General features: G+C 43.8%; 24 protein-coding genes and 1 tRNA gene. 23 read left to right on the forward strand and 2 right to left on the reverse strand.

Translation table 11 applies throughout. The features are described 5' to 3' along the window. The first annotated feature begins 10 nt into the window (after nucleotides 1–10). From ileS to KIH87_RS06490, 9 genes are all read left to right on the forward strand, one after another. Complete coding sequence (gene ileS / locus KIH87_RS06450; protein WP_232360712.1) at nucleotides 11–2839, forward strand: isoleucine--tRNA ligase; 2829 nt, start codon at nucleotides 11–13, stop codon at nucleotides 2837–2839. Then, the gene (gene lspA / locus KIH87_RS06455; protein ID WP_232360713.1) at nucleotides 2832–3338 is read left to right on the forward strand and encodes a signal peptidase II; all 507 of its coding nucleotides are present in this window, start codon (nucleotides 2832–2834) and stop codon (nucleotides 3336–3338) included. Before ileS ends, lspA begins: the two co-directional genes overlap by 8 nt. Beyond that, nucleotides 3328–3768: an FKBP-type peptidyl-prolyl cis-trans isomerase gene (fkpB, locus tag KIH87_RS06460; protein ID WP_232360714.1), complete on the forward strand. Its 441-nt coding sequence runs from the start codon at nucleotides 3328–3330 to the stop codon at nucleotides 3766–3768. The genes lspA and fkpB overlap by 11 nt, the downstream gene beginning before the upstream one ends. Nucleotides 3769–3788: 20 nt before the next feature. Beyond that, entirely contained in the window at nucleotides 3789–4733 is a 945-nt protein-coding gene (gene ispH, locus KIH87_RS06465) for a 4-hydroxy-3-methylbut-2-enyl diphosphate reductase (protein WP_232360715.1), read from the forward strand. Between the two features lie 591 nt (nucleotides 4734–5324). Further along, nucleotides 5325–5906, forward strand: coding sequence for a PilV family protein (locus KIH87_RS06470; protein WP_232360716.1), 582 nt, complete (start codon nucleotides 5325–5327; stop codon nucleotides 5904–5906). Continuing rightward, complete coding sequence (locus KIH87_RS06475) at nucleotides 5903–6787, forward strand: PilW family protein (RefSeq protein WP_232360717.1); 885 nt, start codon at nucleotides 5903–5905, stop codon at nucleotides 6785–6787. The genes KIH87_RS06470 and KIH87_RS06475 overlap by 4 nt, the downstream gene beginning before the upstream one ends. Next, on the forward strand, nucleotides 6784–7350 hold the full coding sequence (locus KIH87_RS06480; protein ID WP_232360718.1) for a PilX N-terminal domain-containing pilus assembly protein: 567 nt from the start codon (nucleotides 6784–6786) through the stop codon (nucleotides 7348–7350). The genes KIH87_RS06475 and KIH87_RS06480 overlap by 4 nt, the downstream gene beginning before the upstream one ends. A 17-nt stretch (nucleotides 7351–7367) precedes the next feature. Continuing rightward, nucleotides 7368–11465 (forward strand): pilus assembly protein PilY, encoded by a 4098-nt coding sequence (locus tag KIH87_RS06485; RefSeq protein WP_408635794.1) that lies wholly within the window; start codon nucleotides 7368–7370, stop codon nucleotides 11463–11465. A gap of 22 nt (nucleotides 11466–11487) precedes the next feature. Next, nucleotides 11488–11967: a type IV pilin protein gene (locus KIH87_RS06490; protein WP_232360719.1), complete on the forward strand. Its 480-nt coding sequence runs from the start codon at nucleotides 11488–11490 to the stop codon at nucleotides 11965–11967. Between the two features lie 219 nt (nucleotides 11968–12186). Here the strand turns inward: KIH87_RS06490 and KIH87_RS06495 are convergent, their stop codons facing one another. Next, nucleotides 12187–12795, reverse strand: a complete 609-nt coding sequence (locus KIH87_RS06495) for a GspH/FimT family pseudopilin (protein ID WP_232360720.1) — start codon at nucleotides 12793–12795, stop codon at nucleotides 12187–12189. A gap of 142 nt (nucleotides 12796–12937) precedes the next feature. Between KIH87_RS06495 and KIH87_RS06500 the strand changes: the two genes are divergently transcribed. The 7 genes from KIH87_RS06500 to truB all read left to right on the forward strand — a co-directional run bounded on the left by KIH87_RS06500 (nucleotide 12938) and on the right by truB (nucleotide 19940). Beyond that, nucleotides 12938–13276, forward strand: coding sequence for a P-II family nitrogen regulator (locus tag KIH87_RS06500; RefSeq protein ID WP_232360721.1), 339 nt, complete (start codon nucleotides 12938–12940; stop codon nucleotides 13274–13276). Nucleotides 13277–13474: 198 nt separating this feature from the next. Then, nucleotides 13475–13551, forward strand: a tRNA-Met gene (locus KIH87_RS06505). 279 nt (nucleotides 13552–13830) lie between these two features. Beyond that, nucleotides 13831–14259, forward strand: coding sequence for a ribosome maturation factor RimP (rimP, locus tag KIH87_RS06510; protein WP_408635803.1), 429 nt, complete (start codon nucleotides 13831–13833; stop codon nucleotides 14257–14259). Nucleotides 14260–14309: 50 nt separating this feature from the next. Then, nucleotides 14310–15803, forward strand: coding sequence for a transcription termination factor NusA (gene nusA, locus KIH87_RS06515; RefSeq protein WP_232360723.1), 1494 nt, complete (start codon nucleotides 14310–14312; stop codon nucleotides 15801–15803). Nucleotides 15804–15829: 26 nt separating this feature from the next. Further along, nucleotides 15830–18472 carry a translation initiation factor IF-2 gene (infB, locus tag KIH87_RS06520; protein ID WP_232360724.1) on the forward strand — a complete coding sequence of 881 codons (2643 nt, stop codon included), beginning with the start codon at nucleotides 15830–15832 and terminating at the stop codon, nucleotides 18470–18472. A 106-nt stretch (nucleotides 18473–18578) separates the two neighbouring features. Next, entirely contained in the window at nucleotides 18579–19001 is a 423-nt protein-coding gene (gene rbfA, locus KIH87_RS06525; protein WP_232360725.1) for a 30S ribosome-binding factor RbfA, read from the forward strand. Nucleotides 19002–19007: 6 nt separating this feature from the next. After that, on the forward strand, nucleotides 19008–19940 hold the full coding sequence (gene truB / locus KIH87_RS06530) for a tRNA pseudouridine(55) synthase TruB (RefSeq protein WP_232360726.1): 933 nt from the start codon (nucleotides 19008–19010) through the stop codon (nucleotides 19938–19940). Nucleotides 19941–19963: 23 nt separating this feature from the next. On the opposite strand, the gene KIH87_RS06535 is transcribed toward truB, so the two are convergent. Further along, nucleotides 19964–20368, reverse strand: a complete 405-nt coding sequence (locus KIH87_RS06535) for a helix-turn-helix domain-containing protein (protein ID WP_232360727.1) — start codon at nucleotides 20366–20368, stop codon at nucleotides 19964–19966. Between the two features lie 462 nt (nucleotides 20369–20830). Here KIH87_RS06535 and KIH87_RS06540 point away from each other — a divergent pair, with 462 nt between their 5' ends. The 7 genes from KIH87_RS06540 to KIH87_RS06570 all read left to right on the forward strand — a co-directional run bounded on the left by KIH87_RS06540 (nucleotide 20831) and on the right by KIH87_RS06570 (nucleotide 26237). Further along, nucleotides 20831–22447, forward strand: a complete 1617-nt coding sequence (locus KIH87_RS06540; protein WP_232360728.1) for a methyl-accepting chemotaxis protein — start codon at nucleotides 20831–20833, stop codon at nucleotides 22445–22447. Between the two features lie 42 nt (nucleotides 22448–22489). Beyond that, nucleotides 22490–23671 carry a hypothetical protein gene (locus KIH87_RS06545; protein ID WP_232360729.1) on the forward strand — a complete coding sequence of 394 codons (1182 nt, stop codon included), beginning with the start codon at nucleotides 22490–22492 and terminating at the stop codon, nucleotides 23669–23671. A 12-nt stretch (nucleotides 23672–23683) separates the two neighbouring features. Then, nucleotides 23684–24109: a type 2 periplasmic-binding domain-containing protein gene (locus KIH87_RS06550; protein WP_232360730.1), complete on the forward strand. Its 426-nt coding sequence runs from the start codon at nucleotides 23684–23686 to the stop codon at nucleotides 24107–24109. Nucleotides 24110–24271: 162 nt separating this feature from the next. After that, a complete protein-coding gene (gene rpsO / locus KIH87_RS06555) occupies nucleotides 24272–24541 on the forward strand; it encodes a 30S ribosomal protein S15 (protein ID WP_232360731.1) in 270 nt (89 codons plus the stop codon). Nucleotides 24542–24679: 138 nt separating this feature from the next. After that, nucleotides 24680–25027 carry a DUF3024 domain-containing protein gene (locus tag KIH87_RS06560; protein ID WP_232360732.1) on the forward strand — a complete coding sequence of 116 codons (348 nt, stop codon included), beginning with the start codon at nucleotides 24680–24682 and terminating at the stop codon, nucleotides 25025–25027. Between the two features lie 141 nt (nucleotides 25028–25168). Next, a complete protein-coding gene (locus KIH87_RS06565; protein WP_232360733.1) occupies nucleotides 25169–25636 on the forward strand; it encodes a YhfG family protein in 468 nt (155 codons plus the stop codon). A 1-nt stretch (nucleotide 25637) separates the two neighbouring features. Beyond that, a complete protein-coding gene (locus KIH87_RS06570; RefSeq protein WP_232360734.1) occupies nucleotides 25638–26237 on the forward strand; it encodes a putative adenosine monophosphate-protein transferase Fic in 600 nt (199 codons plus the stop codon). Nucleotides 26238–26251: the final 14 nt, after the last annotated feature.

The raw sequence follows: 26251 nt of genomic DNA on the forward strand, positions 1-26251 counted from the left end.
TTGAGGATACATGAGCGATTACAAACACACCTTAAACTTACCGGAAACTGAGTTTCCAATGCGAGGCAACTTGTCTCAGCGCGAGCCTGAAATGCTCAAACAATGGACTGAGAAAGGTTTGTACGAAAAAATTCGCGCAGCTAAAAAAGGCAAGACGCCTTTTGTTTTGCACGATGGCCCTCCTTATGCGAATGGTGTGATCCATATTGGTCACGCTCTGAACAAGATCCTCAAAGATATAATTATCAAATCTAAAACACTGTCTGATTTTGACTCACCCTATGTGCCAGGTTGGGATTGCCACGGTCTGCCTATTGAATTGATGGTAGAAAAGAAAGTAGGTAAGCCGGGCAACAAGGTTAGTACAGCTGAATTCCGTGAAAAGTGCCGTGAATATGCCAATCAGCAAATTGAATTGCAGAAAGCTGATTTTATCCGCTTGGGTGTGCTTGGTACGTGGGATAAACCCTACAAAACCATGGATTTTAAATCGGAAGCCGACATTATCCGTATGCTGGGTAAAATCACCGAATCCGGGCATCTGGAAAAAGGTTTCAAACCTGTTCACTGGTGTACTGACTGTGGTTCCGCGTTAGCAGAAGCGGAAGTGGAATATAAAGACAAAACTTCACCTGCTATTGATGTGGCATTCCCTGCGGTTGATGAATATGAGCTGGTACAAAGCTTTAAGCATCCTGAAGGTCATACTGGTGAAGGTCATGTTTCAGTTGTTATCTGGACAACCACGCCTTGGACACTTCCTGCCAACCGTGCGGTAGCCGTTAGCCCTGATTTGGAATATGCCTTGGTTCAAGTCGAAATCGAAGGCAAGAAACGCCGTTTGATTGTGGCTTCCGAGCTAGTGAAATCCTGTATGGATCGTTTTGGCGTTGAGCACTATCACAATCTGGGGTTTGCCAAAGGTTCCGATTTGGAAAATGTGCGCGTTAAGCACCCATTCTATGATTTTGATGTGCCTATTATCCTGGGCGATCACGTTACCACTGATTCCGGTACGGGCTTGGTTCATACAGCTCCTGGGCACGGTGTAGACGACTTTAATGTCGGCAAACATTATGGATTGGAAGTGGCTAACCCGGTGGGTGCCAACGGCGTATATATGGAAAACACCGAGCTGTTTGCGGGTGAGCACGTATTTAAAGCCAATGACCACGTTGTTGAAGTGCTGAAAGAAAAAGGCAACTTGTTGCATCATCATGCTTATCAGCATAGTTATCCGCATTGCTGGCGTCACAAAACCCCGATTATTTTCCGTGCTACGCCTCAGTGGTTTATCAGCATGGACAAAAAAGGTTTACGTAAGCAGTCTTTGGCTGCGATCAAAGAAACCAAGTGGATCCCTGATTGGGGTCAAGGTCGTATCGAAAGCATGGTTGAAGGCCGCCCTGACTGGTGTATCTCTCGTCAGCGTACATGGGGTGTGCCGATTGCCTTGTTCATTGACAAGAACACAGGTGACTTGCATCCAAACACCGCCGAGCTGATTGAAAAAGTGGCTTTGCAGGTGGAACAGAAAGGCATTCAGGCATGGTGGGATTTAGACACCGCCGAATTACTGGGTGATGACGCCGAGCAGTACACCAAAGTAACCGATACGTTAGACGTATGGTTTGACTCAGGTGTGACTCATTACTTTGTTGTGGATCGTCGCGATGATATTCCGGCATCTGCCAATTTATATCTGGAAGGTTCAGATCAACACCGTGGCTGGTTTATGTCGTCCTTGATGACGTCTATCGCAGCTAAAGGTGAAGCGCCATACAAAGAAGTGCTGACGCACGGTTTTACTGTTGACTCTCAAGGGCGCAAGATGTCCAAGTCATTGGGCAACACGGTTTCGCCACAAGAAGTGGTCAACAAGATGGGCGCAGATATTTTGCGTTTGTGGGTGGCTTCAACCGATTATCGTGGTGAAATTGCCGTTTCTGATGAAATCCTGAAACGTGCTGCGGATACTTATCGTCGTGTGCGTAATACCGCTCGTTTCTTGCTGGCTAACCTGAGTGGTTTCAATCCTGCTACGGATTTGTTGGATAGCAAAGACATGGTGGCGTTGGATTGCTGGGCGGTAGAACGTGCCAAAAATACCCAGAAAGAGATTATCAAAGCCTACAACGATTATGACCTGATCAATGTTACCCAAAAGCTGATGCAGTTCTGCTCTGTTGAAATGGGTAGCTTCTATCTGGATGTGATCAAAGATCGTCAATATACAGCGAAAACCGACAGTCAGGCTCGTCGTTCATGTCAAACTGCTTTGTATCATATTGCTGAAGCGCTGGTTCGCTGGATGGCGCCCATTACCAGCTTTACTGCACATGAAATTTGGCAGGAATTGCCGGGTGAGCGTGACGAGTTTGTCTTCACGGGTGAATGGTATGAGGGTTTTGGTGCTGCTGAAACCCAGGAAGGTTACGACAACCGTTATTGGCAACAGATTTTGTTGGTTAAAACTGAAGTGAATAGAGCGTTGGAACAGGCTCGCCGTGACAAAACTATCGGTAGTTCATTAGATGCAGCCGTAACTGTGTATGCTTCTGATGACGTCCGTGCTCAACTGGCGAAGCTGGAAGATGAATTGCGTTTTGTCCTGTTAACGTCTTTGGCTGATGTACAGCCATTGGATGCGGCTCCTGCTGATGCGATTGAAACTGAAATGGCTGAGGTTAAATTGGTTTTAACCAAAGCGCCTGGAACCAAGTGTGCGCGTTGTTGGCATCACAGAGAAGACGTAGGTAGTAACGATAAGTACGAGGATTTGTGCTTGCGTTGTGTCGACAACGTTGAAGGCGAAGGTGAATCGCGTCGTTATGCTTAAAGCGTTTAAGGAGACTGGATTACGATGGCTGTGGGTTGCAGCCATCGCATTTGGTATTGATCAAATCACTAAATTTATGGTGCTTGATGGCATGGAGTTATACCAGTCTATTCAAATCATGCCATTTTTTAATCTTACCCATGTACATAATTATGGTGCTGCATTTAGCTTTTTAAGTGACGCGGGTGGCTGGCAACGCTGGTTCTTCACATTAATTGCGGTGTCTGTCAGTGGATTGATTTTGTGGTGGTTACGTCAAACCAGCAAAGAGCAAGTTCTATTGCCTATTGCCTTTTCTCTTATTTTAGGTGGGGCGATTGGAAACTTGTTTGATCGCCTGGTGCATGGCTATGTCATCGACTTTCTTGATTTCTACTACCAAAACTATCATTGGCCAGCCTTTAATATTGCTGACAGTGCGATCTTTCTGGGTGCAGCGATTTTGATCCTGGATGCCTTTAAAAACCCTGATCCTATTGATGAAGAAGATGACAAATAAACAAGTGATAACCGACAAAAGTGAAGTAGTGCTGCATTTCGACTTGAAATTGCAGGATGGTTCGGCGGCTGACAGTACCCGTGTACACAATAAGCCAGCCAAGCTTGTGATTGGGGATGGTAATCTGACACCCAGTTTTGAAGCCTGTTTGTTAGGTTTGAGTGTGGGTGACAAGAAGTCTTTCACATTGGCACCAGAAGATGCATTTGGGATGCCTAATCCCGACAATATTCATCATGTGGATCGTGCCAAGTTTGATGCAGATACACCAGCTGAGCCGGGAATGATTATCACTTTTTCTCAACCCGGCGGTATTGAGATCCCGGGAATTATTCGTGAAGTGATTGGTGATTCTGTGACCGTGGATTTTAATCATCCATTGGCTGGGCAAACGGTCATTTTTGATGTTGAAATCCTGGAAGTGAAATAAGTCTGGAGCATGAGGGCATTATGAATATTCATTTGGCGAATCCCCGTGGTTTTTGTGCTGGCGTTGACCGAGCCATTACCATTGTTGAACGTGCTTTGGAGCTTTTCTCTCCGCCAATTTATGTGCGTCATGAAGTGGTTCATAACAAGTTTGTGGTTAATCGCTTGCGTGATATGGGCGCTATTTTTGTTGATGAATTACATGAAGTGCCCGACGACAGCATTGTGATTTTTTCTGCTCATGGCGTGTCGCAGCAAGTGCGTAAAGACGCTGATGAACGCGGTTTGCGAGTGTTTGATGCAACCTGTCCTTTGGTGACTAAAGTGCATATGGAAGTGAGTCGAGCCTCCAAGCGAGCTATTGAATGTATCTTGATTGGGCATCAAGGGCATCCGGAAGTGGAAGGAACAATGGGGCAGTACGACAACGACGAGGGCGGCATTTATCTGGTTGAATCGACAGATGATGTAGGAAAGCTGCAGGTGAAGAATCCCGACTTGTTGTATTATTGCAGCCAGACGACGTTATCGGTGGATGATACCTCTGACATTATTGACGCGCTGCGTGCTCGTTTTCCTAATATTGAAGGCCCCAGAAAAGATGATATTTGCTACGCGACTCAGAATCGCCAGGATGCGGTAAGAGAGCTGGCTGGCAATTGTGATTTGGTTCTGGTTGTTGGCGCGAAAAACAGTTCTAACTCTAACCGTTTGAAAGAGCTGGCGGAGAAAATCGGCGCTCATGCTCATTTGATTGACGACTCTGACGCTATTCAGGTGGAATGGTTGCAAGGTGTTGAGAATGTGGGAGTTACTGCGGGAGCCTCTGCTCCAGAAGTGCTGGTGAAAGGCGTGGTGGATAAGCTGGTTTCTCTTGGGGCTAAAAATGTTCAGGAAACCCTTGGACGAGAAGAGAACATTGAGTTTGCGGTTCCGAAAGAATTACGCATTAAGCAAGTGAGCTAGCGTTATCCTCACTGATTGAAATCACATTGATACTACAGGGTTTGCCAGTGATTTTGTTGGCAAACTCTTATGATTAGAGACTATCAGATCTTATTCTGATCCCGGCTAACACTCCTCCTAAATCATTGTGTTTAACCCTTTATTTCCTCTGATTCCCTTTTGACATTGTTTTTAGCCCTGTTTTTGGCGAAAAATTATTGTGAACTTCTTCTCAAATTTAGCTATTGCTTTCCTTGCTTGAGCATTTGTGAATTCTGGTTAGGTATTAAAAATATTACATAATTATCTTTGTTTGAATGGCGCTTTCCATAGTCTTATTTTAATTTAACTTATTGAATTAAAATGACTATATTTTTGTTTTTCTGTGTATGCCTTTCCTGTTTAGGTGTTCAAAAAGTAAAAACAGCTTCAAGTAAATTTATACCTAATAACCCCTGCTAATAACCTATCAACACCAATTTGCCCTTACCTTGTACTAAAATTTGTCGAAACAGTAATTGAATCTGGAAATTTATCGGGGTTGGAGAATCTGACAGCATGATGATGTCTTACCGTCTGTACGAGGTGCGAAATAAACAATCTGGAATTGGAATGATCGAGGTACTGGTTACCTTGGTCATTCTTTCTATTGGTTTATTGGGCGTGGCGTCATTGCAATTTATTGGCACATTTGCCAATGCTGATGCCTTAAGCCGTTCGCAGGCTGTAATGGTAGCCCAGCAGATGAGTGAGAGGCTTCGAGCCAACGCAGTGTTGTCAGCGGCGAGCAATGGAATGGTGGTTGATAATGGTTATTTTGACGATTCTATCTATAACTTTGAAAACCTTTCCTGTGGTAGTAGCGCATCCAATTTTGTTTGCCATTGTTTAAGCCATCCGCCCAGTATTCCTGATTGCCGTAATAATCAATGTACAGCGGCTCAGTTTGCCATTTTTGATGCTTATGAAGTGAGCTGCTCTGTGGCAAGCGCTAACCCTAATATCAGAATAGACGTGAACTGTGCTGACAATAATATTCTGGATGCGGATACCTGCAGTGCGGGTTCAATACACAGCATTATTTTGAAATGGCCAGTTCAAAATTGGCAAAACATTGAGCGTGTATTAAATCCTGAATGTAATGAGGGAGAGCTCAGCCCCCATGACTGCGTTGTGTTGGATGTTACTTTATGAGGCGTTTTGGTCGAACACTACCTTCCATGCATCAGCAAGGATTCACCATTGTCGAGTTGATGATCTCACTCACGATGGGGTTGCTTATTTCTGCCGCAGTGGTGCAAATGATGGCAAGTAATCAGGTAACCGATAGATTGAATCGGGCATTGGCATCAAGTCAGGAAAGTGGGCGTTTTATTATCAATCGATTACGTTCCGATTTATTAATGACAGGGCGCTATGACCCGATGGATCCAAATTTAAATACCTTGGTTGATATTGCCGATGAATCCGCTTTTGTGCAAAACCATCCTGTGGTTATTCCGAACGATTTCGTTAATAACCTGGGATTAGGCTCGGTTCAGGCCATTAACGGTGGTAATGACACCTTGGTGGTGGGTATGCAAGGGGTACGTGATTGTCGGGGTTACAAGTTAGGGTATCTGGACAATGAAGAGTTTTACGTGGTCAATGAATATTTCGTTGAAGACAACAAGCTGAAATGCCGGGGCTTTGATGGGCGAGTGTTAAGAGGGCAAAAAGTTGCAGCCGGAAATAATGGTGATGCGGCATTTACCTTGTTAGACAACGTGCTCAATTTTCAAGTGCTGTACGGGATAAGTGCTAATGCGGGCACAAATGACAATACAGGGAGACCGATAAACTATGTTACTGCCGATCAACTTTCAGCAGAACGTGTTTTAGGAAGTCATGTTGTGGCGATCCGTATTGCATTGGTTGTTGAAGGGGATGGTGAAGCCTTTATCGATCCGGTTCCTTCATTCAAGTTGCTGAACGAACCTGTTTATACCCCACCGGGGCACAGTTTGTACAAGATGTATGAAACAACCGTGACCCTTCGGAATATGAAGAATTTTGTGAGAGCTAGAAAGACATGAAGCAACAAGGTTTGGTTTTGGTTTTTTCTCTGCTGGTATTACTCAGCCTTACCATTTTAGGGGTAACGTCAGTCACCAGTGGGTTATTACAAAGTAAAATGGCAAGCAGTCTGGAAACACAATCTTTGGCATTTGATGCTGCCGAAGCCGCTATTTCCGGAGTGGTGTTTGAATCAGAAGATCAGGTTGTGTTAACCACTGCTGCATTAACCGACCCTTTGTCGGAAGCCCGCCAGCTGAATGCCATTGATTTAACCAATCAGAATCTCAGTTGTTTCGACACTATTAATTGGGTTGATAGACAAATTACAGAAGCGGGTTTGACGAGCGGTGTACGACAAGTAGTGGCGGGGGATTATAACAGCAATCCGAGTGTTGCCAGTTGGTCAAAAACGGCCTTTGTTCGCGAACAATCCTGTTTGGGATCCAGCAATGTGATTTCTGGTAGCAGTATCAGTTGCCATGTATTCCTGATTCGAGGTTGCGGACAGTTGGCAACGTCAAGTTATGCGGTGGCAAATACCTTAACTGCCGCCGTGTTTGCCCCTGCTTCGAGCAATTAATCTGGAGGTTTATAGATATGTTAATCAAAGGGTTAATTGTCAAAAGGTTTATAGTTAAACGGTTAGTCGTCAGTGCCTCTGCTGCATTATTGTCAGCCATGACTGCGGTGTCTGTGTGGGCCGATGATCTTGAAATATATCTGGGGACGGCTGGGCAGCAAGTGACTTATGATCCGAATGTGCTGTTTATAATGGATACATCAGGAAGTATGACAGACAAGGATGGTGGAACCGAGTCACGCATGTTGCGGGTACAGAATGCGTTAAAAGAAGTATTGGGTTCAGCCACAAACGTTAATGCTGGATTGATGCGCTTCTCTGATTATGGTGGCCCTGTGCTTTACCCTATCAGACCTATTGATGATCCTGTGGTACCTGAATTGGTAGTGAGCGTTAGCCAATCCAGCGACGATGCACATGAAGTTTCCGGTGTGGTGACTCTGGATGCGAATTCTTTGGTGTTATCTCAGGGAACCAACACGGTAACATCAGGGTTTCGTTTTCAGAACGTTAATATTCCTCAAGGCGCGACTATATCCTCGGCTTCTTTGAAGTTTGTTTCTGATGCTAACAATATTCCTGTTACGACGATGCAAATTAGTGGTGAGTTGACGACTAACTCAGCCACTTTTGATACTACTGCCAGTAACATTTCTAATCGTACACTGACCACAAATAATGTGCTTTGGAATACGGCTAACGAGTTTCCTAATGTTGACGAACAAATATCAACGCCAGATTTAACGGCGGTGCTGCAAGAAATTGTTGATCAACCCGGCTGGTGTGGTGGTAATGCTGCCAGCTTTATTATCTCTTCATCCAGTGCTGATCCCGCAAGTGGCAGGCTTGCCGAAGCGATTGATAGCGGGAACGGAAAGGCACCTCAATTGGTCATTGAGTATGACCATTTAACGGCAACGGGTTGTATTCAAGGGGAATTGGCTTATCAGGTTGCATCTGAGTCAAACAACGCGGAAGAAACCACTAACGGTTATCAGTCGACAGGTAGTGAGCTCACTTTTAACCCAAGTTACAACAGCTATATTGGGATGCGATTTAACAATGTGGGCATTCCTCAGGGAGCCACTATTTTGGATGCCTATGTTGAATTTACGGCATATCAAAATAGAACCGGAAGTGGCGCCTCATTTGTGATCAGTGCCGCCAATGAAGCTGATCCGGGAGACTTCTCTTCTTATCCACGTTATTTGTTAAAAAACAAAGCCAAAACTTCTTCCGTGACATGGAGCAATATTCCCGCATGGTACAAAAATAGTAAGTACCAAAGTCCGCCAATTACTACCGTGATACAAGAGGTGGTTAATCGAGGTGATTGGGCTGCCAATAACAATATGATGATTATTGTGTCTTCCATGGCGGGTAATCGTGGAGCCTACTCCTATAAAGGTAAGCCTTCAGGGGCACCAAGGTTGATCATTCGTTATCAGGGCAATGCTACGCCAAATTCTATCGCGACAGTACGTTCTCATTTAATTAATAAGGTGGATGAGTTAAGTGCCAGTGGTTATACCCCTATAGTCGATACCTTGTATGAGGCTGCCAGTTACTATGGTGGTTTACCTGTGTATTACGGATTGACCAGGGGGAATTCAACCGTAAGCAGTACGGTTCGACGTAACACTCGGGTTAGTCATCGTCTGTCTTATACAGGTTTGGATTCCGTATTACCGAGTGGTTGTACCGAAGATAATCTCAGCGACTACGATTGTATCAATGAATATATACCTACAGGCGCAGTCTATAATTCGCCTATCACCGATCTTCAGTGCCAAACCAATAACCATATAGTGCTACTGTCAGACGGTGAAGCCAATAACAATCACAGCGTTGACGAAATCGAAGCGCTATTGGGGGCATTTTGTTCCGGTAGTGGCGGCGAAAAGTGTGGATTGGATTTGGTACGCAATATTTCTGAATCTGATGAATCAAAAATCAATACTCGGGTTACAACTCATACGATTGGCTTTGCGGCCAATGCAACAGCGAATAACTTCTTGAATCAGTTGGCATTACAGAGTGGTGGCGGTTTTTACACTGCGGATAATAGTGATGACCTGGTGACGGCTTTCCAAACCATTATCAAGAATGTAAAAGATGTCAATGCAACCTTCGTTTCTCCCGGTGTCGCTGTTAACCAGTTGAACCGCTTAACCCACAAGGATGAGCTGTACTTCGCATTATTTAAGCCCGCAGAAGGTACGATGTGGCCGGGCAATCTGAAAAAGTACCGTCTGGATAGTGACGTTGTCAGAGATAAAAATGGTGCGCCTGCGGTGAATGATAACACCGGCTTTTTTGATGAGAATGCACATAGTTACTGGTCTGTCTTGGCGGATGGAAACGATGTGAGAAGAGGGGGCGCAGCGAATACGCTGGATTTGGTGCGCAACATCTACTTCTTTGAAGGAACCGGAGGTATCGTTTCTACTGCCAATAAAGTATCTGAAGATAACACCAATATTACTGCGCTGGATTTAGCTGTCGCCTCAGAAGCTGATCCTGCAGCAACTCGCGAAGCCGTATTGAAGTGGGCGCGAGGGGTGGATGTTTTGGATGATGATGGAGACGGTTCGACTACCGATGTGCGTTTACAAATGGGGGATCCCATTCATTCACAGCCGGTTATTGTTAATTATTCTGATACTGACAGCGCGGTATTGGTGGCAACCAATCATGGATTCTTGCACTCCATCGATCCTGACACCGGTGAAGAGAACTTTGCGGTGATCCCCAAGGAGCTGATGGCAAATCTGTATGATATTTATCAGGATAATTCCAGTTTTAACCATATTTATGGCCTTGATGGCGATATGGTATTGCGTGACACCGGAACCAGTAAATACCTCTATTTGGGTATGCGCCGTGGCGGTAATAATTACTACGTGTTTGATATTACAAGTAAAACCTCTCCAAGCGTTGCCTTTATCATCGATGGAGGTAGTACAGGATTTGAAAAACTGGGACAAACCTGGTCAAGACCCACCTTAACCAAAGTCAAAATTGGAACTGCGGTGAAAGACGTCATGATTTTTGGTGGCGGTTATGATGAAAATCAGGATAGTAAGGAAACTCGTACACCTGATGTGGTGGGTAACGCGGTGTACATGGTTGACGCTAATACCGGTGCTCTTTTGTGGAGTGCCAGCAATGCCGATGCGACTCTGAATTTAGCGGATATGAAATATAGTATTCCTGCTCGTATATCCATAATTGACAGGGATCATGATGGTATTGCAGATCACATGTACGTTGTTGATACCGGAGGACAAGTATTCCGGTTGGATATTCACAACGGTGAGAGTGGGGCTGACTTGGTGACAGGCGCTCTTTTGGCAACTTTCTCTTCTGATGGCTCTGCTGCTGATAACCGCCGCTTTTATTATGCTCCCGATGTATCAGAGATTAGCCTGGCAGAAGAGCATTATTATGCCGTTGCTGTGGGTAGTGGATATCGTGCGCACCCTTTGAACACGGTTATTCAGGATTATTTCTATATGATAAAAGACAAGGGCGTTTTTGAGTTTGATGTTGACGGAAACTATACCTTCCCTGCTGTGCCATATACCGCAGCTGATCTGTATGACGCCACTCAGCATTTGCTGACTTCCAGTGATGACAACCAAAGAGAAATAGAAGCCAGCACTTTTGCGGAGAAGAAAGGCTGGATGATTCAATTGGCAACGGGCGGTGAGAAAGTATTGGCATCGCCATTAATATTGAATTATCGCTTGTTCTTTACCACCTATTTGCCTGCCACACTGAGTACAAGCCAATGTGCACCTCCTACCGGAACCAGTCGAGCCTATCTGGTTGAATTGGTAAACGGCAATGCAGTAACAGATCTGAATAAGAACGGTATTAAGGAGCATGTTGACAGATATGCAGATTTAAAGCAGACGGGGATTGCGCCAGAGACTAAAATACTGGTAGAAGATATGGTTAAACCCGTTGTATGTTTAGGTACTGAGTGTACCGAAATTGTCGATGATGGTGATGAATGCGGTTCCGCATTTGAGTGTCTGGCAGAAAATATCTATGGTCGATATGAAAGATTACAACGCAGTAGTTGGCAGACAGAAAATGAACGTCAGTAAGGCAATAAAAAAGGAAGCGGCAATGCCAAAGCCTGGATCATCTAAATTTATGCAAGGATATTCTTTAATGGAATTGATGATTGCTGTGGCGATTGTTGGCTTGTTGGCGAGCATTGCTTATCCAGGTTATACCAATTTTCTGGTCGCCAGCAATCGCAGTGCAGGACAAGCGGATCTTATGGCATTAGCCGCAGCGATGGAGCGTCATAAAGCTTCTGTCTTTACTTATCGTGGTGCGGCTTCTGGAGGCGGTGACACTGGCGCACCTGGTATTTTTCAAACCTACTCACCTTCTTCCGAACCTGAAGCCAATAAAAAGTACGACTTAACTATTAGCACTGTGTCAGCAAATGGCATCAGCTATGTAATAAGAGCTGTGCCCGTTGGTAGCTCCATTCAGTCCGGTGATGGAGATCTTTATTACTTCAGTGATGGGCGTAAAGCCTGGGATCAGAATGGCGATGGTACGCTGTCTATCGCTGAGTATTGCTGGAGCTGCTAATTGATCCTTTGACTTGTTTCGGCGATATCTATGTTTCCAGATGTAAGCGGAAGTGGTGAGTTTCATTTTTCCGCTCTATTTTTCAGTTCTATTTTTTCTCCTCATTTTTCACAGCTCTGAGTTGATTTTCACTTTGGCATCGCATGGTGTTACAAGCTGCTGGAGAATACTGCCCATACGCACTTTGGTGCCTTAAGAGGGAGGAGACCATATATGGGGTTAAATACAAATCAGCGCTGAACCCGAGTTGTCTTCGTGAATACCATCATTGTTGGTATCCTGACTCATTTTCACTCTTCCCTGTAAGCTTATAGTTAAAGCGCGAGCAAATTTGGCATCATGGCTTTCGTGGCAAAGAAGCAGTGTACTGGGGGAGGCGACAGCGCCATTACCTTGAAAACTGATACTCCCAATTGGCCCTGATAAATCATAACCGTCAATAATGATGCCTGAACCTGCCTGAATTTCTTCATCAGCACTACGTTGACCATTACCATCCAGATCCAGAAATACCATCTTGGGATTATTCCAATCAACGCTACAGCTTGTGAAGTTTGTGGTAGGGCACATTACTGTTGTTGCTTGCTCATTTATGGCTATGTGGCGAGCGGTTTGTACAACAGCACTGATTTCATTGATTTGGCCTATGATTCGGTTCTGGATCAGAATGTCTCTTACCATCGGCCCAACCGAGGTAATTAATATTCCGGAGATCGCCAAACCTATCATTAATTCAATGAGACTGACTCCCTGTTGCGCGCTAAGGCTTTTTATCAATAATTTACCGCGCGTTAATTTACTGAATTCCCTGAAAATTTGCTTATGCATAATGTACCTACAAATTGCCACTCTATTGATTCTAGCTTTTTTTTCTAAACACTGGGTATATTGGAATGCATAATGGTAGCGAAGTGGATACACTTGCGTTTTTAATATGTTGTGCATGAACTGAGTTTGAAGAGGAAATACAATGAAAAAGATTGAGGCAATCATCAAGCCCTTTAAAATGGACGATGTTCGCTCTGCACTAGGCGAAATTGGTGTGTCTGGATTAACCATGACCGAAGTAAAAGGATTTGGACGTCAGAAAGGTCATACTGAATTGTATCGAGGCGCTGAATATCAGGTGGATTTCCTACCGAAGATAAAAATCGATCTGGTAGTCACTGATGATTTGGTCGACAGAGCTATTGAAGCGATTCAGGAAGCTGCTCATACAGGTAAAATTGGCGACGGAAAGATCTTTGTTTATGACGTTGTCAGAGCTGTTCGAATAAGAACAGGTGAGCAAGACGAAGAAGCTATTTAATAGCAAACTTATGTGCTTGGTGAAAAATATCACACTCTTTGCTTCTTAATACGTGCGCTATTTGTACAAAGTGCTCAATGTATCGGCAAACAACCGGTTTATCACAAAAAAATCATAAATCGGCTTGCGTGATGCCAGCTCCTATGTATAATACGCACCACATTGAGGCGAGGCAGCTCGCTACAATACGAGATCAGACGCGGGATGGAGCAGCCTGGTAGCTCGTCGGGCTCATAACCCGAAGGTCGGTGGTTCAAATCCGCCTCCCGCAACCAATTTAGAATCAATGTAAAGCAGATTGATTGTTAAATTAAGTGGACTCTACCAAAAGGATAGCTAAAATAGTTAATGGATGAACTGTAAAGAATTGAGTCCAGACAAAAGCCCCGCATGCACGGGGCTTTTTGTTATTCCAAATTTGCACTTTAAGCACCTAACTTATTGTCTTATATGCAAATTTAAGTTACGGATAAAGCGGTAATAATCTGGGCTGTAAGCCCTTTTTTTATTTTTGGAGCTTGGCTTTGTCAAAATTTGACGAAAAGTTGACCGAAATGTTGACCCCGGCGGTTGAAGCGTTGGGCTTTGAATTGTTGGGTATTGAATTTGTCAGGGCGGGTAAGCATTCGACGTTACGCTTATTTATTGATGGCCCTAATGGTATCACTGTTGATGACTGTGCTGATGTCAGCCATCAGGTGAGCGCCGTATTGGACGTTGAAGATCCCATTACTACTGAATATAACCTGGAAGTGTCTTCACCTGGTATGGATAGACCATTATTCAAGGAGCAGCATTACCAGGCTATTGTCGGACAGGAAGCAGCTATTCGCTTGCGTGTTCCTATGGGCAATAGACGTAATTTTAAGGGAGAAATACTGGCCGTTGAGAACGGAATTGTAAAAATTCAGGTTGACGGTGAAGTATTTGAACTCGTTTTCAGCAATATCGAAAAAGGCAATTTGGTTCCACGCTTTGAATAAAGTGTTGGGTATTAATGTCACCAGAAAATACTGAGTGAGGCGACAGGACAATGAACAAAGAAATTCTGTTAGTGGCAGAAGCTGTCTCAAATGAGAAGCAAGTTCCCAGAGAAAAAATTTTTGAGGCGTTGGAATACGCACTGGCAAGTGCAACAAAGAAAAAAAATACCGGTGACATCGAAGTGCGTGTTTGTATCGATAGAGATACTGGTGACTTCGAAACATTCCGTCGCTGGTTAGTTATTGCCGACGATCAAGAACAAGAAAATCCTTATGCGGAAATGACCATTTCTGCTGCTCAATTGGATAATCCTGAAATTCAGTTGGGTGATTATGTAGAAGAGCAGATTGAATCAATCCAATTTGACCGTATTACCACCCAAACTGCCAAGCAGGTTATTGTACAGAAAGTACGTGAAGCTGAACGAGCTCAAATCGTTGATGAATACCAGGATCGCTTGGGTGATTTGGTTACAGGTACAGTTAAGAAAGTTAACCGTGATAACGTCATCATCGACCTTGGCAATAATGCAGAAGGTGTGATGTATCGTGAAGATATGCTGCCAAGAGAAACCTTCCGCCCTGGTGACCGTGTTCGCGGTTTATTGTTTGATATTCGTCCTGAATCCAAAGGCGCTCAGTTGTTTGTCAGCCGTAGCAAGCCTGAAATGTTGGTTGAATTGTTCCGCATTGAAGTACCGGAAATTGCAGAAGAAACGCTGGAAGTTAAATCCGCTGCTCGTGATCCCGGTTCTCGTGCCAAGATTGCGGTAAAAACCAATGATAAGCGTTTGGATCCTGTTGGAGCCTGTGTTGGTATGCGTGGTTCGCGTGTTCAGGCTGTATCAGGTGAATTGGGTGGTGAGCGTGTAGATATCGTGCTTTGGGATGAGAACCCGGCTCAATATGTCATTAACGCAATGGCGCCTGCTGAAGTTGCTTCCATCGTTGTTGATGAAGACAAAGGCACAATGGACGTTGCGGTTGAATCCGATCACTTGGCTCAAGCAATCGGTAAGAATGGTCAAAACGTTCGTTTGGCAAGTCAGTTAACCGGTTGGGAGCTGAATGTCATGACAGTGGAAGATCTGAATAAGAAACATCAGGCCGAGAATGAGAAAGTTCTTTCTACCTTTATGAATGGTCTGGATATTGATGAAGATTTTGCATTGATATTGGTTGATGAAGGTTTTACTTCATTGGAAGAAGTGGCCTATGTTCCTGTGAGTGAGTTAATGGCTATTGAAGGGCTGGATGAGGATACGGTTGAAGAACTTCGTAACCGTGCTCGTGCAGTTTTAACTACTCAAGCGCTGGCTAACGAAGAATCATTGGAACAAGCGGAGCCAAAAGAAGAGTTGCTGGCTTTGGATGGAATGGAGCGCCATATCGCACTCATATTAGCAAGTCGAGGTATTGTAGACTTGGAATCTTTAGCTGAACAAGGCATAGATGATATCTCAGACATAGAGGAATTGGACGAAGAAAAAGCGGGTGAGCTGATCATGGCCGCTAGAAATATCGTTTGGTTCAATGAAGAATAACAACATCAGCAAATAGGAGCATAATCATGGCAGAAGTGCAGATTGAAAAGCTTGCCACCGACATAGGTACGACAGTAGACCGATTGTTGCAACAGTTTGCTGATGCTGGGATCTCTAAAGCATCAGGTGACACTGTCACTGAGGATGAAAAACGCCAGTTACTGGATCATCTCAGTAAGCAGCATGGTACTGGTACTGTGGCAGAAGCACCGCAAAGAATGACGCTACAACGTAAAACCACCAGCACTCTTACTGCGGGTAAGTCTCGTCAGGTTAAAGTTGAAGTTCGCAAGAAACGCACTTACGTTAAGCGTACTGAAGTAGATGAAGCGCGTGCTGCTGAAGAAGAAGCGCGTCGTTTGGAAATGCAACGTTTGGAAGATGAACGCATTGCCGCTGAAAAAGCCGCGGAAGAAGCTCGCTTGGCAGCGGAGAAAGCCGCAAAAGAACGTGAAGATGCTGAGCGTAAAGCTAAGGAAGAAGCTGAGCGCAGAGCAAGAGAAAAAGCTGAACGCGAAGCTGCCGCTGCAAAAGATGGCGAGCACAGTGAGAAGCATCAAGAAGCTGAATTATCTGCAGAAGAGAAAGCAGAGAAAGAATTAGCTAAAGAAGAAGCTGAGCGCCTGAAGAAGCAGCAGGAAGAGGAAGCTAAACGCAAGCTTGAGAAAGAAGCGAAAGAAGCTGCAGAAAAAGCACGTAAATTAGCGGAAGAAAACCGTAAGCGTTGGGAAGAAGAAGAAGCTCGACGTAAGCAGGAAGAAAACGAAGAAGTCCATATGCATAGCAACCGCTATGCACAGGAAGCCGAAGACGAAGAAGACTTCGAAATCGAGCGTAATAACCGTCGTCGTTCCCACAAAGGCAAGAAAAAAGCGACTGACAAGTTACGTCAAGGCTTTAACATGCCAGCTCAACCGGTAAACCGTGTTGTACGCTTGGGCGAAACCATTACTGTTGGTGAATTGGCGAGCCGTATGGCCAAGAAAGCCACTGAAGTTATCAAGTCCCTGATGAAACTGGGTGAAATGGTAACCATTAACCAGGTATTGGATCAGGACACCGCAATTCTTGTGCTTGAAGAAATGGGCATGGAATATGAGCTGGTGAATGACAATGCGCTTGAAGACGAATTGTTGGCTCAAACGGGTGAAGGTGAGAAAACCACCAGAGCTCCTGTTGTGACTATCATGGGTCACGTTGACCACGGTAAAACATCATTACTTGATTACATTCGTCGTAGCCAGGTTGCTAAAGGCGAAGCGGGTGGTATTACCCAGCATATCGGTGCTTACAGTGTACAAACTGACAGCGGCGAAATTACCTTCCTGGATACTCCGGGACACGCGGCGTTTACCGCAATGCGTGCTCGTGGTGCAACGGCAACGGATATTGTTATCCTGGTTGTTGCTGCCGATGACGGCGTAATGCCTCAAACCAAGGAAGCGGTACAGCACGCCAAGGCTGCAAATGTGCCTTTGATTGTTGCTGTGAACAAAATGGACAAAGAAGCGGCTGACCCAGATCGCGTTAAAACCGAGCTATCTCAATTGGAAGTTATTTCTGAAGAGTGGGGCGGTGAGCATCAATTCGTTAACGTATCTGCTAAAACAGGTATGGGTATTGATGAGTTGCTGGAAGCGGTATTGCTACAAGCAGAAGTTCTGGATTTGAAAGCCGTTCACGATGGCCCTGCTCGCGGTATCGTTATTGAATCCCGCCTGGATAAAGGACGAGGCCCGGTTGCTTCTGTTCTGATTCAGGAAGGTGAACTTAAAACCGGTGACATCTTGTTGTGTGGTATCGAATACGGTCGTGTTCGTGCGATGCGCGATGAGAACGGTGATGAAGTCAAGCTTGCTGGCCCGTCCAAGCCTGTTGAGATTTTAGGTTTGTCTGGTGTACCTAAAGCGGGTGAAGATGCCTTGGTAGTACAAGATGAGCGTAAAGCTCGTGAAGTTGCCAGCAAGCGTCAAATCAAGCAGCGTGAAATTAAGCTGGCTAAACAGCAGAAAGCGAAACTGGAAAACATGTTTGCTAACATGGAAGCTGGTGACGTAAGCGAATTGAACATCGTACTGAAAGCGGACGTTCAAGGTTCTGTTGAAGCGATTTCCGAGTCTCTGCAAAAGATGGCTACCGACGAAGTTCGCGTGAACATCATTGGTAGTGGTGTTGGTGGTATCACCGAGACCGACGCAACGTTAGCTGCTGCGTCAAACGCGATTGTTGTTGGCTTTAACGTTCGTGCAGACGGTTCAGCGCGTAAAGTTATCGAAGCTGAAGAAATTGATTTGCGTTATTACAGCGTTATCTATGATTTGATTGAAGAAGTCAGACAAGCCATGAGTGGTATGTTGGCACCTGAATTCAAGCAGGAAATCATTGGTTTGGCAGAAGTACGTGATGTCTTTAAGTCACCTAAACTGGGTGCTATTGCTGGCTGTATGGTCATCGAAGGGACAGTTAAACGTAACAGTCCAATTCGTGTACTACGTGATAACGTGGTTATCTATGAAGGTGAGCTTGAATCACTGCGTCGCTTTAAAGACGATGTACAGGAAGTCCGTAACGGGATGGAATGTGGTATCGGCGTTAAGAACTACAACGACGTAAGAGTGGGTGACCAAATCGAAGTATTTGAAACGGTAGAGGTTAAGCGCGAGCTATAATCAATACAAGCCGTAAGAAATAATAATGGGCAGGCTTGATTCGAGTGCTGCCCATTTTTTTCCCTGCTAATTGGTTTTCGCAATAACCTTGTATAGAGGTAGAAAAGTGGCAAGAGAATTTTCTCGTACAGATAGAGTGGCGCAACAGATCCATAAGGAAGTTGCCAGTATCTTGCAAAATGAATTTAAGAAACGTGATCCCGGCTTGGGATTCGTTACCGTGTCTGGTGCAGAAGTGTCTCGAGATTTGGCTCACGCCAAGGTCTTTGTGACGTTCTTTGAATCAGATGACGAAAAAATAAAAGCTTACATGAAAAGCTTGGATGAAAATAAAGGCTTTATTCGTTCCTTGTTGGCAAAGCGCATTCGTATGAGATCCGTACCAGCGTTGCAGTTTAAACAGGACGTATCCATTACCGAAGGTATGCGTATTTCTAATCTTGTCAGCCAGACAGTGTCTGACGATATTGAGAAAGCGCGCAAGGCCGGTCGTGATGTTGATCCGGAATCTGAGCAGGATAGCGAATAACCAAGCATGGGAAGACGTCGTAATAAAGGCCGTGATATCAGCGGTGTATTTCTTCTTGATAAGCATTTAGGTGGCTCTTCCAATCAGGTATTGCAGCAACTAAAGCGCTTATATGATGCCCAGAAGGCCGGGCATACCGGAGCGCTGGATCCTTTGGCAACCGGTATGCTGCCAATCTGTTTGGGAGAAGCGACCAAGTTCTCGCAATACTTGCTCGACGCTGATAAAACCTATGAAGTGACTGCTGAACTGGGTATTAGAACGACCACCTCTGACGCTGATGGTGAAGTAGTTGAAACCAACCCTGTTGATGTGTCAGAACAGCAGCTATTGGCAGCAATGGAACCGTTCAAAGGCAAGACCCAGCAAGTCCCTTCCATTTATTCAGCTCTGAAATACGAAGGTAAGCCTTACTATTACTACGCTAGACAAGGTATAGATATCCCGCGCAAATCGCGTGAGATCACTATCTTTGCATTGGAGTTATTGCGCTTCGATGGCAAGTTTGCCGACATGAAAGTACGTTGTAGCAAAGGGACTTATATACGCAGTCTGGTTGATGATATTGGTCAGGCTTTAGGTTGTGGCGCTTATGTCACGCGTTTACATCGTACCGAAGTGGCTAATTATCCCGCTGAACAAATGATGAGTTTGGAAGTGCTAACAGAAAAGCTTGAAGCTATTCCAGAAGAAGAGCAGCAATCCTATCTGGACTCATTGTTGTTGCCTATTGATGCGCCGGTCAGTAATTTGCCTGTGTATCATCTCAGTGCTGATGAAGCTCGCGATCTGAGCTTTGGTAGACAAGTGAAGGTACAAGCAGAAAATGCGGATTTAGGGCTTTGCAGAGCCTATGAAGCGCAATCTGAACGCTTTCTGGGATTGGTCGAAATAGAACATGGGCTTCTATCGGCAAAGCGTTTGGTATCTACCCAATAACTTATTAACATCTCCTCTATTCTTTAATGTTTATTATCTGCTGCAAATGTTTGCCGATATTCTTTCGGCGTACATTTGCAGAATCGTTTAAAGGCTGAATAAAAGGTTGTTTTCGATTTAAACCCTGCGGCATAGGGAATATTACTGATGGGAATTTTAATATTTCCTAATAAAACCTTTGCTTTATTTACTCGGTATTGATTAATAAAATCAAAAAAGTTAAGCCCGCCTGTTTCATTAATTGCTTGAGATATTATGTTGGTTGAAAATTCCAACTTCACTGATAGTTTCGGTAAAGACAAATCATGCTCAAGATAAGCTTCTGATGTTTCCAGATAATGTTTTATCTCGTTGAAAATAATTTCACTCTGCTGTGCATTTATCCCTGATTTCAAATACTTTTCATTTCTTCCGGCTAAGGTTTGCATCGACAAATCTCGCACACTTCCAAGCTCAGGTTAGTTAGTCTTTTAAGTTTAGTTTATGTTTCAATATTTCTCATAGTTACCTTGATGCCACTTTGTTGCTCGCTTTAAGTAGCGGTATGAAGAGCTAATTGATAGGTTGTCTTGGTTAAAATGATACTCAATTTGTAATTGTCTTTTCTTCAAAGCCTTTTCCCCTCTTTTTATGTTCTTAATTATTTCGTCCCTATAGGGAAGTTACTTACTTTTTTTTAATTGTGTCATTATCAAATCAGGTAATTGTTTCTGATTTAAAGGTTTTTTAAAAAATTGTTAAATTTAAATTGAAGCAATCAAATTATGTAGTTTGTGACTTTTAAGTCTCATTCACAAAAGTAGTGGTAATTAAGTGGTGCCAAAAGAATCAATGAAAAGAAGTAATGAATTAGACGTAAAAACTCAAAGCCTATTGGGAAAAGTGACGCTATGAGAATTGCAAAGCTGAGCATTATTAAAAAAATACTGCTAATTCCAGCAATTGGAACAATCAGTTTTATTGCTTATTGGGTGCTGGTTTATGTGACCTCCTCCAATAACGCAAGCTTGCTTGAAAACGCCAGTTCCATTCAGTTTCCCTTAGTGAAACTGTCGGCATCAGTATCTAACAATGTCAGCAAGATTGAAGTGTCGTTTAGTTCTGCGGTGACAACTGGCGATGAGGACATGTTATCTCAAGCGCAACAAACGGCCGATTTGGTGAGAACCGATCTGGTCACAATGAAAAATCTGTTCAAGGCCAGAGCAACAGAAATTCATGAACTGGAAGAATTATTTTCTGATTATTTCCAAAAAGGCAGTGCGCTTGCTAGCGGCATGGTCAAACAAGATATTGATTATAGCTTGTTGCCTCAAATGGGAGAGGAGTTGAAAGCGTCGTATGAGATATTGAAGCAAAGGCTCAAAAGCTTTGAAGTGGCTCGTAACAAGGAATTTGAAGATTCTATTTCACTGGCCAACACCTACAGTTCTCGTCTCATTTCCATCGGCATGATAGTGGGGCTGATAACCGTTGCATTGTTACTCCTTACCAGTATTCCTATTGGGCGCGGTATTCATAAGTCTATTGAGGAAATAATTCATTCGCTTCATGACATTGCAGAAGGTGATGGGGATTTAACGGTACGTCTGCAAACCGACAATCAGGACGAAATAGGGGAGTTGGTTGAACGCTTTAATATCTTCGTGAGCAAACTTCAAATCACCATACGTGAAGTGTTGGATATCGCCGAGCCTCTTTCGGTTACGGCGACTAAAGTCAGAAGTTCGGCAGAAGAAACCAGTCAGATAACCAAACATCAAAAAGATAGTGCTCAGGTCACTATTAATTCGGTTTCTGAAATGAACGCGTCGGTACAGGATATTGCCAACAACGCCTCTCTTACCGCTGATTCAGTTAACAATGCTGCTGATTTGACTCAGGAAGGAGCAGCGGTTGTGGAAGAGACAATCAATTCTATTATCGAGCTGTCCAGCAAGATTTCAGATGCAGCTCAAGTGATTTATCAGCTGGAATCTGATGTTGAACAAGTAAGCAAAGTGCTGGATGTGATCCGCAGTATTGCTGAACAAACCAATTTACTGGCGTTGAATGCCGCCATAGAAGCCGCCCGTGCGGGCGAACAAGGTCGCGGTTTTGCCGTTGTTGCCGATGAAGTTCGCACCTTGGCATCCAGAACACAAACCTCAACAGAAGAAATTCAACAAACCATCGAAAAGCTTCAAAAAGCCTCACGAGAAGCCGTATCAACAATGAATGCGGGAACTGACATGGTGTCGGTGAGCGTTCAAAAAGCGGGAGTGGCAGGAGATTCATTGAGGTCATTGGAAGACACTATCAGCAATATCAATAGCATGACAATGGCTATTGCCACTGCCACCAAACAACAGGCCGTTGTTGCCAATAATATCGTCGTTTCTATTGAAGATATTGGTGCCACGACTGAGAAGAACAGCCGCACCGCCAGCGATTTGGTGAATGTCAGTAAAGAACTGGCCGTGATGGCTAAGAAGTTACAACAAGTTACCAGTGGATTTAAGGCATAAGCCAAAAATCAGATGTTGGGTAATTCACATTGGAATATAGCTATGAATTTGAAAATTCGCACACGAATCGCCTCTTCAGTGGTATTGGCAATGCTTTATTGTTCTTCGGCAAATGCAGATTTAACCTTCAATGGTTTTGCTTCGTTTGTGGCAGGTAAACATAGTGAAGATGATGCACCATATCTTGGGTACGACAATGAAATTTCATTTTCTCCCGATACCATGATCGCACTTCAGGTGGGCAGTCAGCTCAATAACGATTTTAGCGTGACTACTCAGTTCGTCGCCAAAGGTAACAACGATTACGATCTGGAAGTGGAACTGGCTTATCTAACCTATGAAATAAAAGGAAATTGGGATGCGCGTATTGGACGCATACGTGCCCCTTTCTTCTATTATTCTGACTTTCTTGATGTCGGTGTGGCGTATCCCTGGATTAGTCCGCCAGAGGAAGTATATAGAATACCTTTTTCTTCATTTGATGGTGTAGACACCCTTTATCGAGGAGTTCATGGCGACTGGTCGTCAACATGGCAAGTTTTCTATGGTTCGCTTTCTGAAAATTTAGAATTGGCGGGACAATCCCTCACTGTGGAAGCGAATGACTTAATGGGATTAAACGTAACGATAGGGAATGACTGGGTCACTTTCCGAGGTGGTTATGTTCAAGCAGATGTTACCCAGGAAATCCCCGATGCTATGGCGCTTTACTTTGCCACCTTGGCTGGCGCTGGATTTGGTACATTGGCTGCGCATGTAGACCCTCGCACTTCCAACACGGCCAATTATGCAGCTATTGCTGCCATCGTTGATTACAACGATTGGTTGATGAATGTGGAATACACCAGTATTAGCTGGGACAGACCTTCTTTTGTTTATAATGACTCCGCCTGGTTTGTAATGCTGGGGCGTCGCTTTGGTGATGTCACTGCTCACATCACATACGCGAATAGGGAAGATGATCCTGAATTCGAAGCGAATACCATTCCAACCGGTGTTGTTCCGCAACTGGATCAATTATCCGGCATTTTGAATTCGTTTTATCGTAATGACAAAGTCAGCACGGTTACCGTGGGTGTTCGATACGACATTGACGCTTCAATCGCGATGAAACTCGATATCACCAACATGGACAATGAAGTGGCTAAGCCTTTGTATGTAGGACAGCCAGATCCACAGGAAGACGGTGTACTGGTGCGTTTCGGCGTCGATGTGGTGTTTTAAGGAGGTATGGCGATGAAAAAGTGTAAAGGGTTGTACCTGCTAAGTATCATTTCAGTTTTATTGTTTTCATCATTCTCCCATGCGGGGCTGGTAGTGATCGTGAATCCTGGTAATGCTAATCAACTGGATCAAGGCGCTGTAAAGCGGATCTTTCTGGGCAAACAGGCAGAATACCCCGATGGTTCTGAAGCTGTGCCTTATGGGCAAGAAGATGAGAGTGCCATTGTTGAAGATTTTAATAACAAAGTGTTGGAGCGTTCTGCTAACCAAATGAAAGCCTACTGGTCAAAGCTGATTTTCACTGGCAAAGGCTCGCCTCCTGAAAAACTGGCTAACGACGCAGCCGTGGTGAGCAAGGTAGCGGGCGATGTCAAAGCTATCGGTTTTGTTGATAGTCAAAGTGTTAATGACAGTGTGAAGGTGGTACTCAGTTTTTAAAGGTTCTTAGAGCCATTAAACGAGCCATTAAACAAAGGGAAAAGGAGCGAATTTCACTTGCTTATTCTGCTTAAAGCACTATAATTCGCGTCCTTTCGACTGGCTGAATTAGTGATCGGCGAGTCATTTTGGGAGACATCCCTATTATTTTGGAGAAATACAATGTCACTAACTAAACAAGAAACTGCACAAATTATCAGCGATTACGCTGTTAAAGAAGGCGACACTGGTTCACCTGAAGTACAAGTCGCTTTGTTGACTCACAACATCAACAAATTGCAAGGTCACTTCGATTCACACAAGAAAGACCACCATTCACGTCGTGGTTTGTTGCGCATGGTTAGCCAACGTCGCAAATTGTTGGATTACCTGAAAGGTAAGAGCCAAGAGCGTTATCAAGATTTGATCAAGCGTTTAGGCTTGCGTCGTTAATCTTAAAACGATTTTGTTTGAAAAAAGCGCCTTCCGGCGCTTTTTTCTTTTGTGGTGTACGCTAATCAGTATTCTGTAAACTCTTTAACAAAAACCTTCTTCAATACTTGTAATATGGCTAAAGGAACTTGATGCGTTATGGCTTTAAGTGAATTTGAAATCAAGAAAGTAGAAAAGGCCGTAGATGCATTTCTGGCTATTCGCAGACCTCCACCATCAATCAGAAATCAATTAGATATTGGTTGGCGTTTGGAGAAGCTATCAGTGTTCATTTTTGAAACTCGGCCTGTATGGCGAAATCCTTCAGAATATATGGATTATGACTTCGCCAAAGCGACTTATGTTCGTACTCAAGGGGTGTGGAAAATCTATTGGATGCGAAGAGATTTAAAGTGGCACAGCTACGAGCCCAATAGCTCAGTGAAAACTATTGAGCAGTTTTTCAAAGTAGTCAATGAAGACCTGTATGGGTGTTTTTTCGGCTAGTTGTTTAATTGTTGCGTTACTGAACCCACTTTAAATTATCTATCCAATCTCTAATGATTGGGTTAAGAGTGTTTGCTTTGACTCCACATAGCTGATGTACATGATATACTTGAGAACATGCTTGGTGAGCAAGGGGACTGTATGAGTATTTCAATAACTAAGGTTTTGAATTGTAAAAATGCCGAAGAGCTAAAGTTGCTAGGTTCATATTTGAAACTGAAACGAACCATTGAAAGCGAACTGGGTTTTAAGCTTCGAGTTAAAGGTTTTAGGGAGCTTTTTGATCGTATTCACGCCCTTAAGGGAATTGTTTCTAAAAAGAAAGATGAGCTTGAAAATATGGCTGACATTTTGCCTTTTATTGAGGCAAAACCTCAAGCTATTAGAGCTATCGGATTCAAACTTGAAGCAAGGACACCACATGAACTAAAGCGTATGCTTAAGTCATTAATATCACTATTTTCAAATACAAGCTTCAGCGCATATGAGCGTTATGAGCAAACAAAATTCAATAATTTCATACATAGTTCCAGACTCGAGGGGATACAGATCTCTGCACAATCATCAGAGCAATCTTTGGAGAGTGTTTTAGCTAAGTATAGAGTTTAGTATGGATAAGTATGATGCCTCCAATGACCATTACTGTTACAAAGGCAGTTCAACGTTAGTTAATTTACTAAATATTGAAGATATGAAGACGTTAGAGGCTGCGGAGAGAGAAATTACAGCCATAACAGTAAAGAGAGTTACTTTTTCAAAACCTCCTTACAGTCTGGATTATATGAAAAAACTGCACAGAGAGCTTTTTTCAGATTTATACAGTTGGGCAGGTCAAATTCGTACCGTAGATATTGCGAAAGGGGGGACTCGCTTTTGTAATTGCTCACGAATTGAAGCTGAATCTAAAAGAAGATTTGACAGTCTAAATAGAGAAGATTGGTTAAATGGACTTGAACGAGAACTGTTCTGTGAAAGATTAGCTGAACACTATTGTGAGCTCAATATGATTCACCCTTTTAGGGAAGGTAATGGAAGAGTTCAGAGACTGCTGTTTGAACATTTGGCTCTTGCTGCTGGCTATGAGTTAAATTGGGAGAATGTAGGTAAGCACGAATGGGTTCAAGCCAATATTGATGGGGTTCAAGTAAATTATGAGCGAATGAATAATATATTTTTAAATGTAGTTCAGCCGATAAATAGTGGCTTCTAAACAAAGCTCTCAAA

It is taken from the genome of Paraneptunicella aestuarii (assembly GCF_019900845.1).
GTDB classification, from domain to species: Bacteria; Pseudomonadota; Gammaproteobacteria; order Enterobacterales; family Alteromonadaceae; genus Paraneptunicella; species Paraneptunicella aestuarii.